Annotated in this window: 10 protein-coding genes; 6 read left to right on the forward strand and 4 right to left on the reverse strand. The window is 56.1% G+C overall.

What is annotated here, in order from left to right; all coding sequences use genetic code 11:
- Nucleotides 1-1,401 (reverse strand): exodeoxyribonuclease V subunit gamma (locus tag VJ956_RS12960; RefSeq protein WP_324085463.1); only part of this gene is annotated, 1,401 nt, incomplete at its 3' end.
- A gap of 193 nt (nt 1,402-1,594) precedes the next feature.
- On the opposite strand from VJ956_RS12960, the gene dctP reads away from it, so the two are divergent.
- The 4 genes from dctP to VJ956_RS12980 all read left to right on the forward strand — a co-directional run bounded on the left by dctP (nt 1,595) and on the right by VJ956_RS12980 (nt 5,124).
- Complete coding sequence (dctP, locus tag VJ956_RS12965; RefSeq protein WP_324085464.1) at nt 1,595-2,623, forward strand: TRAP transporter substrate-binding protein DctP; 1,029 nt, start codon at nt 1,595-1,597, stop codon at nt 2,621-2,623.
- A 111-nt stretch (nt 2,624-2,734) separates the two neighbouring features.
- Nucleotides 2,735-3,328 (forward strand): TRAP transporter small permease, encoded by a 594-nt coding sequence (locus tag VJ956_RS12970; RefSeq protein ID WP_324085465.1) that lies wholly within the window; start codon nt 2,735-2,737, stop codon nt 3,326-3,328.
- 34 nt (nt 3,329-3,362) lie between these two features.
- Nucleotides 3,363-4,646 carry a TRAP transporter large permease gene (locus VJ956_RS12975; RefSeq protein WP_324085466.1) on the forward strand — a complete coding sequence of 428 codons (1,284 nt, stop codon included), beginning with the start codon at nt 3,363-3,365 and terminating at the stop codon, nt 4,644-4,646.
- Between the two features lie 37 nt (nt 4,647-4,683).
- A complete protein-coding gene (locus VJ956_RS12980; protein WP_324085467.1) occupies nt 4,684-5,124 on the forward strand; it encodes a universal stress protein in 441 nt (146 codons plus the stop codon).
- Between the two features lie 13 nt (nt 5,125-5,137).
- Here VJ956_RS12980 and VJ956_RS12985 read toward each other — a convergent pair whose 3' ends face one another.
- Complete coding sequence (locus tag VJ956_RS12985) at nt 5,138-7,417, reverse strand: diguanylate cyclase (RefSeq protein WP_324085468.1); 2,280 nt, start codon at nt 7,415-7,417, stop codon at nt 5,138-5,140.
- 65 nt (nt 7,418-7,482) lie between these two features.
- Complete coding sequence (locus tag VJ956_RS12990; protein WP_324085469.1) at nt 7,483-8,562, reverse strand: TRAP transporter substrate-binding protein; 1,080 nt, start codon at nt 8,560-8,562, stop codon at nt 7,483-7,485.
- Nucleotides 8,563-8,728: 166 nt separating this feature from the next.
- Here VJ956_RS12990 and VJ956_RS12995 point away from each other — a divergent pair, with 166 nt between their 5' ends.
- On the forward strand, nt 8,729-9,088 hold the full coding sequence (locus VJ956_RS12995) for a DUF393 domain-containing protein (RefSeq protein WP_324085470.1): 360 nt from the start codon (nt 8,729-8,731) through the stop codon (nt 9,086-9,088).
- Nucleotides 9,089-9,121: 33 nt separating this feature from the next.
- Here VJ956_RS12995 and rarD read toward each other — a convergent pair whose 3' ends face one another.
- Nucleotides 9,122-10,018, reverse strand: coding sequence for an EamA family transporter RarD (gene rarD, locus VJ956_RS13000; RefSeq protein ID WP_324085471.1), 897 nt, complete (start codon nt 10,016-10,018; stop codon nt 9,122-9,124).
- A 141-nt stretch (nt 10,019-10,159) separates the two neighbouring features.
- Between rarD and VJ956_RS13005 the strand changes: the two genes are divergently transcribed.
- The coding region (locus VJ956_RS13005; protein WP_324085472.1) for a sulfite exporter TauE/SafE family protein at nt 10,160-10,854 on the forward strand (695 nt) is incomplete at its 3' end.

A 10,854-nucleotide genomic window follows, 5' to 3' on the forward strand; every position in this document is an offset into this window, starting at 1 on the left:
GTCAGAGATGGTGAAGGGAATATGACGCCTTGACGATGGCGGATAGCGGCCAAACACCGCCTGGATATGGGGCGCATAGGTGTCCACATCCGGCACCATGACAATCATGTCTCGCGGGCGCAGGTCCGGGTTGCTGTTGAATGCGGCCAGCAGCTGGTCATGGAGGATTTCCACTTCCCTCTGGGGGCTGTGGGCATTGTGGAGGACAATCGTATCATCCCGGAATGGGTCCAGTGTGCGCCCCTGGTCCAGCATTTCCTGTTGCGACGTGAGTGCGCGGATGTCGTTCTGGACCTGATGCAACAGTAACGGATGTTGCGGGTCGCCGTGGGGCGTGAAGATATCGATGCGGCCGTCCGGCGTGGCAACGCGGCCCTGGTACTCCTCCGGGTTATCAAACTCATCCAGCAGCCGGATATAGTCCCGACCCTGCTTACCCCAGGCCGCCAGCAGAGGGTTGGCGTGCTGGTGCAGATCGTCCGGGTCAGTCAGTGTTGCCAGTGTGGGATGGGACCGGCCCCGCCTGCGGTCCGCATTGAGCAGATCCCGATCGCTGATGATGTCGGCCCAGTAAAACTCGCTGGGATTATGGACACACAGCACCACCTGGCTAACCCGGCTGAGGATGGATAGTGCCTCCAGTGCCTGCTTTGGCAGTGAAGAAACGCCAAAAACCACAATGCGCCGGGGCAGGTCGGGCGGCCGGTCGGTCGCCTTCAGCTGTTGCCCGACCTCCATAAACCGGGTGTGGATCCGCGACCGGCTGGTGCCGGCAAGCGCACCCACATCTTCCACAAGTTTACGCCACAGCACTGGCTGCCATCGCAATTCTTCCCCCAGTTCCCGATACTCGCCGCGGGCCAGTTGCAGGCGGTCGTGCCCGGCTTCCCAATCCGCCAGCCAGTCGGCGCGGAACACCTGGTACTGGTCAAACAGATCGGCAATCTTGCCAGCGAGCTGATAACGGCGGGTTTCCGTGTCTGATCCGGCCATGAATCTCTGCAGGGGCGCAAAGACATCGTCCTGTGCAATCAGACCTGGCAATAGTCGGAACAATCGCCACACCAGTCGGGATTTATCGAAGGGAGACTGCTCCGGCACTTCAGATGACGGCAACACGGCACGATAGGCCTGCCAGATAAAGCGGGCAGGAAACAGGAAGTTCATGCCGGCGGCAATGCCCATGCCGCCGGTATCGCCACCCTCGACGCTTCCCGGGTCTTCCGCCAGGGCAAGCTTCAGCCACTGGGCAATACCGTTGCTCTGCACCAGAAAGGTTTCACTGGCCAGCGGGGGCACGGGGTGCTGCCTGCAGATCCAGACCACTGCCCGGCGCAGATCTTCCAGATGGTTGGCGTGGATGGCGTGAAATCCCGTCAGGGTGAGGTGAGTCTGGGACATTCCGGCTCTCGTCAGGTTACTGAAAGCTGTAAAACCGCTGATCCGAGGCTATCATATCCGGAGGTCATACAAATGAAAGTTGCGAAACTAAAGTTGTTGCAGATCAGACATTTTCTTGCGCAACGCCGATTGTTTTGCCAGTCTTGTGTAATGTAACGAATGATTTCAGCGACAAAAAAGTGGAGATAAAGCTATGAGCAGCATGAGCAAATTCAAGAAACTGGCCGGCTTTTCGGCCTTCGCTTTTGCCGCGATGACGGCAGCAAACTCGGTGAACGCCGCTAACTGGCGCTATGCCCACGAAGAGTATGAGGGCGACGTTCAGGATGTCTTTGCCTACGATTTCAAGGAATACATTGAGGACAACTCGGACCATACGATTCAGGTCTACCGTTTTGGTGAGCTGGGCGAGTCAGACGACATCATGGAGCAGACCCAGGCGGGCATCCTGCAGTTCGTCAACCAGTCGCCCGGCTTTACCGGCTCCCTGATTCCCGAAGCGCAGATATTCTTTATCCCCTACCTGTTGCCAACCGACATGGACACAGTGATCCAGTTCTTCCGTGAAAGCGAGGCGATCAACGAGGACTTCCCCGAGCTCTATGCCCAGAACGGCCTCAAGCTTCTTAAAATGTATCCGGAAGGTGAGATGGTGGTGACAGCCAACGAGCCCATTACCTCACCAGAGGATTTCAACAACAAGAAGATCCGGGTTATGACCAACCCGCTGCTGTCTGAAACCTATGACGCCTTTGGCGCAACGCCGACACCTCTGCCCTGGGGCGAAGTGTATGGTGCCCTGCAGACCAACATGATTCAGGGCCAGGAAAACCCGATTTTCTGGATTGAGTCCGGTGGCCTTTACGAAGTATCGCCGAACCTCACATTCACCAAACACGGCTGGTTCACCACCGCCATGATGGCGAACATGGATTTCTACTCCGGCCTGTCTGATGCGGACAAGAAGCTGGTTCAGGACGCCGCTGACTATGCCTTTGAAGAAATCATTGATCACATCGATGGTTTGGCCGAAGAAGCACTGGAAAAGATCAGGAAAGCCAGTGATGAAGTAACTGTCACCCGCCTGAACGATGAGCAGATCGAAGCGTTCAAGGCCCGCGCTCCCCAGGTTGAGGAGAAGTTCATCGACATGACCGGCGAAAGCGGTCAGGAACTGCTGAACCAGTTCAAGGAAGATCTGAAAGAAGTTCAGAGCATGTAAGCAGAAAGACCTGATCCCCGCCGGTGCTCACCGGCGGGGATTCTGCATTTACCCCGCCCCCCCCGGAGGCCCCCTCCACCGGTCGGGAGCGAAATGCTATGGAGTGTTCCCATGTCCGACAATTCCCCGGATCTAGAAGATGATACCGGTACCTTTGAGTCCGGCCTGCCCGGTTTTCTGGGAACCATTGATGTTTTTATCAGTAAAGTAGAGGCCGTCATGCTCGCCATGGGCGTGATCCTTATGGCAGTCAACACCTGCACAAATGTGATTGCGCGATATGTGTTGGGTGAAGGCATGTTCTGGTCAGGTGAGGTCAACCGGATATTGATCATCCTCATTACCTTCGCCGGCATCGGCTATGCCGCCCGCCATGGCCGACATATCCGGATGTCCGCAATATACGATTCGATTCCGACCAAGGGCCGCAAGGTGCTGATGATTTTCATCGCCCTGTTTACGTCGGTCATCATGTTTTTCCTCTGTTACCACTCTGTTGGCTATATCGAAACGCTTTATAGCCGCGGCAGAATCCTGCCCGCATTGGGATTCGAAATCTGGTGGATCTACATCTGGGTGCCTATCGGCTTTGCCATCACCGGCATTCAGTATTTACTGACCGCGATCAAGAACCTCACCAGCAAGGATGTTTATCTCTCCACGGGCGTGGTCGATGGCTACGCTGATACCGAGTCCGAAGTCTGAGCCTTTGAAGCTGCATTGAATAAGGATAGAAATCATGGCAACTATAATGATGGTGATCATGATCGGGCTGCTTCTGCTGGGCTTCCCGATGATGGTACCGCTGATCACCGGTGCCCTCGTTGGCTTTGTAATGATGTTCGATGGCTTCGGCCAGATGGGAACTTTCGTTCAGCAGATGATGGCGGGTATTCGTCCGGCCTCACTGATCGCGGTTCCGATGTTCATTCTGGCTGCCGACATCATGACCCGCGGTCAGTCTGCTGACCGGCTGATCAATATGGTCATGGCTTTCATCGGCCATGTTAAGGGCGGCCTGGCCATCAGCACCGCTACTTCCTGCACCCTGTTTGGGGCTGTATCCGGGTCCACTCAGGCAACCGTTGTGGCAGTTGGCTCACCCCTGCGGCCAAAACTGCTGAAAGCGGGCTATTCAGACTCCTTCTCGCTGGCGCTTATTATCAATTCCAGCGATATTGCGTTTCTGATCCCCCCCAGTATTGGCTTCATTATTTACGGCGTTATTTCCGAAACCTCCATTGCCGAACTGTTCATTGCCGGCATCGGACCGGGCGTGATGATTTTGTTCATGTTCTCGATTTATTGCCTGATCTACGCTCACGTCAACAAGCTTCCCACCGAGGAGAAATCTACCTGGGGCCAGCGCGGCGTTGCCATGCGCGAGGCCTTATGGCCCCTGTTCTTCCCGGTCATTATTGTCGGCGGTATCTATGGCGGCATATTCAGCCCTACAGAGGCCGCTGCTGTGTGTGTGCTTTATGCCTTCCTGCTGGAGTTCGTGGTGTTCCGCTCGCTCAAGCTGCCAGACATCTACCGGATCGCCAAATCGACCGGCCTGATCACCGCTGTAGTGTTCATCCTGGTGGCGGTGGGTACCGGCTTCTCCTGGATCATTTCCTTCGCCCAGATTCCCCAGGCCATTCTTGAAACGGTCGGGGTGAGTGATATGGGCCCGGTTGGCGTGATGATCACCATCTGTATCGCTTTCTTTGTCGCCTGTATGTTCGTTGATCCGATTGTGGTAATTCTGGTGCTGACACCCATCTTCGCGCCGGCAATTGCATCCTCGGGCCTGGATCCGGTCCTGGTGGGTGTGCTGATCACCCTGCAGGTGGCCATCGGCTCCGCCACGCCACCGTTCGGTTGCGACATCTTCACCGCCATCGCGATTTTCAAGCGCCCTTATCTGGAAGTGATCCGGGGCACACCGCCGTTTGTCATCATGCTGATAACCGCCGCCGGGCTGCTCATTGCGTTCCCGCAAATTGCATTGTTCCTGCGCGACCTGGCCTTCAGGTGATTTGATACCCTGAAGGGTAAACACAGAGGAGAGCGACATGTTCAAACGGATTCTTGTGGCAGTAGATGGCTCCATGACGTCGTTCAATGCCCTGACCAGGGCCATTGAATTACAGCAACTGACCGGTGCGGAGATCTACCTGCTTTGCGTCTACAAGCATCACAGCCTGTTTGAGGCGTCCCTGTCGATCGGACGACCGGCGCAAATGGACATCCCGGACAAGGTTCTTTCGGAATATGCCAAGGAAGTGGTTAATCATGCAAAACAACTGGCAGCAGATCGCGGTGGCAAGGACGTCCGGGGTTTTGTAAAAGCGGGCAGACCCTCAAAAGTTATCGTTGACTTTGCCAGGGACAAATCTGTTGATCTGATCGTGATCGGCACAAGGGGCACACACAGTGACAAGGACGGTCTGTTTCTGGGTAGTGTTTCCCACCGGGTGGCGTCAAACTCGGAATGCCCGGTACTGGTCGTGTAAAGGGCGGGAAGGATCAGTTAACCTCCACCCGATCCCTGCCCGCCTCTTTGGCGCGATAGAGCGCCCGGTCAGCATGACCCAACAGGCTATCGGGCGCCTCCGCGCACTCCGGCCAGCTTGACACACCGACCGAAAGGGTGACCCCCGTCAGCTCCAGGCCATCGTGAACAATGGGCATTCCCCGCACCTCTGCCACCAGCTCACTGGCTTTATCAAAGGCAGCCCTCAGACTTGTGTTCGCCATTATGATCACAAATTCCTCTCCGCCGAACCGACAGACGACGTCACTCTCACGAAAATGCCGGACGAGCGTTGAAGCAATCGCCTTCAGCGCTGAATCACCGGCTTCATGACCATGAGAATCGTTAAATCTCTTGAAATGGTCAATGTCCAACATCAGGAGGGACAGCGGCTTGTCGCTGCGAAATGCCACCGCGCTTTCATGCTCGAGCAGCTGGTCGAAATAGCGCCGGTTCTTGAGCCCCGTCAGCGCATCCTCATAAGAATACCTCTGCAGCTCCTCCCTCAGACTGATGCCGGAAATCGTAACGTCAATTTTCTGGATGCCCTGGCTGAGAGTCTGAAACAGTTTTGCCGCGCCAAACTGGGATTCACTTTCCATCAACTCATTGGGCATCTCCACGAACAGCAGCGCAACAGGCAATGTCCCTTCGGTAGCCGACTGAATGCTGATCCAAAGGCAGAGCTGGCCGGATGTCAATTTCCCGGCTTCGGGGTTGGTCGAATCAACGGTTTCCAAAGGGTCTGCGGGGCGCAGCGACGGAGCGCCCAATGGTAACTCACTGTTGGGCGGCGGGCCGTGGGGAGTTTCAATCCGTTCCGGAGGTGACGGCTCATCAGCGTACCGCCATCGGCTCAGTAACCGGTATGCGGCGCCATTCTCGATACGCTGGTACAACATTCCCTTCATCGGGCTGCAAAAATCAGGAAGTCTCCGTGCAAGCACGGAAAAGGTCTGGCTCAGGCTGATGCAATCCTGCAGCTCAGCGATGATTTCATTGAGCACACGGGCTTTTTCATTCTCGAAGGTCAGCAACCGGACCCGTGCCTGCTCGCGACGGACCAGCGATTCTGCGCGCGCCGTGCGCTCGGCCACCTTGTGTTCCAGCGACAGGTTCAGATCGCTTAAATACTGCTGAGTGCGCGCATAGTGGGCCAATGCAATCATTACCACGGCGATCGAGAACGCCAGTGCACCCCAACTTACTGGCACGCGCCACCATGGGAGAAAACCGTGAGCGACGGCCATATCCACAACCAGCAGCGTGCAGAACACACCGTAGGCGACAAGCATCACCTGCTGCGAACGGGAAAGATCCCGGAACCGACGCACCACGAAAACCGTGACTATGGTCAGCGAAGCCAGTAGCAGGGCGTCGAATACCGGAAACGTGGAGGAAAGATCAACGAAGCCAGTGCCGGCGAGGGCCAACGCCAGCACGAAATATCCCAGATGGATTTTCCAGACCAGATTAATCAGCCAGGGCCGCTGATCCTCAAACCATTGCTCCAGCATCAACGCCATGGCCACAGGCACCATGAAATAGGACCCGGCTGCCAGGTAATCCCAGGCCAGGGGTGCATTCCAGATCAGTTGTCGGGCCTGGCTTTCGGCCACCAACAGCACCGCGGAAGACAGCGAAAACAGCGCAAGACTGGCGAAACTTTTCTTGCGGGCCTGAAGCAGGGCGAAGATGATGGAAAATAACGCAATAAGGACGGAAAAACCGGCAATAAACAGGGATTTCACAGAATTCTTGAGGATGTAAAATGTCAGCTCCGGACGCTCCATGATCGCGACCTCACCCCACAAACCAATATCGGTGTAGTCGGAGAAAATCCGGAAATAGATCTCTTTGCTTTGAAACCCTTCAGGGAGTGGAATCGAATGCCAGGGCCAACCCTCGAAACGACCCCGACCGTCGTCATCGAATTCACCGTACTGATATATCTGCCGGCCATCCAGCCAGACCTGAACAATCAGATCAACGCTGTAAATGTAAAGAACAGGCTCGCGCCAGTGGCCCTCGGGCAGGTTGATGCGGTACCAGACGTGTTCACGATTCTGCCGGCCCGGGGGATTGGACGGGAAGCCGATCGCATTCCACTGCTCCGGCTCATCAGCGGCGACCCATTCGGGCACACCATCGCTGTCCAGTGGTGAGTCACCCCAACGGTACTCCCAGCCGGAATTCAGGTCGGTCTTGGCATGGACTGGCTGGAAGATACACAGACAGACAAGCATCGCCAGAGCGAGACGCCCTATCCACAAGCAAGTCCGTATCCGCATAGGCCCTGATACCTGCCACTTTAATTTACATACAGATGAAGTATACGTCAGTCACCCGTAGCTGTTGAAATACTGTTTAAATAGGCCTTGTCCGAAATATTGGTCCACTGCCGGATCTGCTGCAGGTAAGAACGCTGGGAATTGATGATGTCACTGGCCAGTTCGTCGCTCGCAGCGGCCTCTGCAAGCAATTTTTCTGTGGCCGCACGCAGGGCATCGATCACGGCAGGTGGAAAAGTCTGGTGGCTGACATCAGGATAGTTGTCTTTCATTTTGGCCCACGCCTCGCCACTGAGGTGCATGCTCTGGGCATACATGTCGTAAGCCGCCGTTCGCATCGCAACCCGCAGAATTTCCTTCAGATCTTCAGGCAATCTGCTCCAGCTTTTTTCATTGACCAGAAACTGGACTTCAGCCGCCGGTTCCTGCCAGCCCGAATAATAGTGTTTGGCAATCTGGTGGAAGCCCATCTGAAAATCCAGCGCCGGGCCCACCCATTCAAGTGCATCAATCGTGCCCCGCTCCAGGGCCGTGTACAGGTCACCCGGCGGTATATTGGTGACCGCCACACCAACCTCTGCCATTACTTCCCCGGCAAACCCGGGTGTCCGCATTTTCAGGCCCTGAAGATCCTCCAGGCTATTGATTTCCTCACGGAACCATCCGCCCATCTGGTTGCCGGTATTACCGCCCGGAAAGGAAAGCAGACCATGGGGCCGGTATACTTTCTTCATCAGTTCCATACCGTCGCCGAAATAGAACCAGGCGTACTGTTCCGGCGCAATCATGCCAAATGGCACGGTGGTGAAATACATCGCGTTGGGAATCAGCCCCTTGTAGTAATAGGAGGCGGTGTGACCCATATCGTAGCGTCCGGCTTTGACCATATTGAATATGCCGAAAGGCGCTTTGTGCTTGTTGGCGGAATCGATCCGGATCTGAAGCCTGCCGGCAGACATTCTCTCCACCATGGCAGCCATCCGCCGGGTGGTCTCGCCCAGTATCGGTGTATTGGGCCCCCAGGTTTCCGCCAGCGTGAACTGGTAGGTTTCCCGGGCTGCAGCTGTCGCTGAAAAGGTGACGGCGAGGACCGCCGTCAGGGAAAAAAGCATTGCGCGGATAAGCATTTTGACACTCTCTTGCTTTGGGTCGGATACTCGAAAGGGTTGATGCAGTGAAGCTATCCTATTTTTGCCGGGCAAGCATCCGAAATACCGGATCTGCACGTATACCCGAAGTACTGAAGCACAAGTGACACAAATTTTAACTGGCTTCAGACACCAGGAGTAAGTGATGGATACCCTGTTTTACGACGGCCAGTGCCCACTTTGTTCCAAAGAAATTGCGACACTGCGCAGGCTGGAAACCGGAAATCTGGATTTTGCGGACATTCATGTTCAGGACACCGAAAAAGCCACGCTGCCCGAATCCGAGGCACTGTTGCGCCGGCTGCACCTGCGCACCGGGGACGGAAATTGGGTAACCGGTCTCCATGCGACGGTCAGGGCCTGGTCCCACACCCGGCTGGGATTCCTGTTCAGGCCCCTACTCTGGCCCCTGGTATACCCCCTGGCCAACAGGATTTATTCCAGCTGGGCCGACCGTCGGTACCGGCGTAAATATGACTGCAACGCCTGCCGCATCGGGTCATGAAATCCGGTCCACGGCGGTTTCGGGCAGCGAAGATCAGCCAGACTGCGCCCGCTTGCGCCCGTGCCAGGCGGACCATGAGTAAAGTGCCAGAGCCAGCCAGATGAGGACGAAACTGAGGAGCTTCTGCCCGCTAAGGGGTTCATCAAACACCAGCAGGGCCAGAGCGAACTGCAGGGTCGGGTTGATATACATCAGGAAACCGATGGTTGATAACTTGAGCCTGCGGGCTGCACCTGCGAAAAACAGCAGGGGAACTGCGGTTACGATGCCGCTGGACATCAGCAGTAACGTTAGCCCGGGACTTTCGGTGAAATGCGATGTGCCACTGAGATTCAGCCAGCTCAGGGCGAGCAGGCCCAGCGGCAGCAACAGCAGTGTCTCCACAAACAGCCCCGAGAGGCCATCCAGCGCGACTTTTTTCCTCATTAACCCGTAAGTACCGAAACTGAAGGCAAGCAGCAGCGAAATCCAGGGCACCACCCCGAGAAGCATCAACTGATAGAAAATCGCAATAGCCGCCAGAACCACAGCTATGCCCTGTAGCCGGGAAATCCGCTCACGCAGAATCAACAGCCCCAACGCCACATTGACCAGTGGTGTAAGAAAGTAACCCAGGCTCGCCTGCAACACCTGACGGGTTTCCACCGCGTAGATATAGATGCCCCAGTTAAGGGCGATAAACACCGCACAGCCGAGCACATATCCGAGGTTTTTCGGTTGCGACAAAGCAGCCCTGACCGGCCTCCAGCGACCCAGGAAAGACACAACAATGGCGAGAAACAGACAGGACCACACAACCCGGTGGATCAATACCTCATAGGAGGGCACGCCGGCAAACAACGCGAAATAAAGGGGAAAACATCCCCACAGCGTGTAGGCAGACAGGCCAAACAGAACACCTTTAGTCACTTCGGGTGTGGCGGCTTTCATAACGTCCTCGTCGTCAGGTACGCCAAGTTAGCACACGACTGATAATTCCTGCCCGCACAAGTTTCCCCGACCTGATAGTTTTAGTTGTCCCGCCACTGTGTTATCAACATCCATCACCCCAATTTCCCGAGTAACACGATAGTGACCGAGCTTTCCCTTCTGCAGATCATTCTGGCCAATCTTGCCCTGCTGGCGGGTTCCTGTTTGCAGGGGGTGGCGGGATATGGCATCGGCACACTGGCGGCACCGCTGCTGTTCCTGATCAGTCCCGCGCTCGTCCCTGCACCACTGGTTCTCAACGCGGCGGTGCTGACGATATTCATGCTGCTGCGGAACCGGGCCGCGCTGCAGATCCGCGAAGTCCGCTTTGCCCTTGGGGGCGGTGTCGGCGGCACCATACTCGCCGGATTGACGCTGATGCTGATTTCTCCCAAAGGGTTCGAACTGATCTTCGGGGTACTGATTCTGACCGGAGTACTACTGAGCGTTGGCGGATTACGCCCCGCCCTGAATGACCGAAACAGTATCCTGGCCGGGGCCGCTTCAACCTTTATGGGCACTATCACCGCTGTTGGCGGCCCGCCAATTGCGCTGATCTATCAGAATCAGAAGGGTCCGTTGGTGCGTGCCAACATGTCCGCATTTTTTCTGGTGGCCAGTTTTTTCAGTCTTGCCGCTCTGGTGGCATCCGGGTACCTGGGTCAAACAGAACTGCAACTCTTTGCGGTGACTTTCCCGGGGGTGCTCGCCGGCTTCTGGCTTTCCGGAAAACTGGTCCATCGCATGCCGTTTGACGGGCTGCGACCGATCATTCTGGCCATTGCCGCGGTTGCCGG

This window comes from Marinobacter sp., assembly GCF_035268745.1.
Lineage (GTDB): Bacteria > Pseudomonadota > Gammaproteobacteria > Pseudomonadales > Oleiphilaceae > Marinobacter.

Coding starts and splice junctions, on each gene's coding strand:
- dctP (WP_324085464.1), top strand. CDS start 1,595: ATGAGCAGCATGAGCAAATTCAAGAAACTGGCCGGCTTTTCGGCCTTC.
- VJ956_RS12970 (WP_324085465.1), top strand. CDS start 2,735: ATGTCCGACAATTCCCCGGATCTAGAAGATGATACCGGTACCTTTGAG.
- VJ956_RS12975 (WP_324085466.1), top strand. CDS start 3,363: ATGGCAACTATAATGATGGTGATCATGATCGGGCTGCTTCTGCTGGGC.
- VJ956_RS12980 (WP_324085467.1), top strand. CDS start 4,684: ATGTTCAAACGGATTCTTGTGGCAGTAGATGGCTCCATGACGTCGTTC.
- VJ956_RS12990 (WP_324085469.1), bottom strand. CDS start 8,562: ATGCTTATCCGCGCAATGCTTTTTTCCCTGACGGCGGTCCTCGCCGTC.
- VJ956_RS12995 (WP_324085470.1), top strand. CDS start 8,729: ATGGATACCCTGTTTTACGACGGCCAGTGCCCACTTTGTTCCAAAGAA.
- rarD (WP_324085471.1), bottom strand. CDS start 10,018: ATGAAAGCCGCCACACCCGAAGTGACTAAAGGTGTTCTGTTTGGCCTG.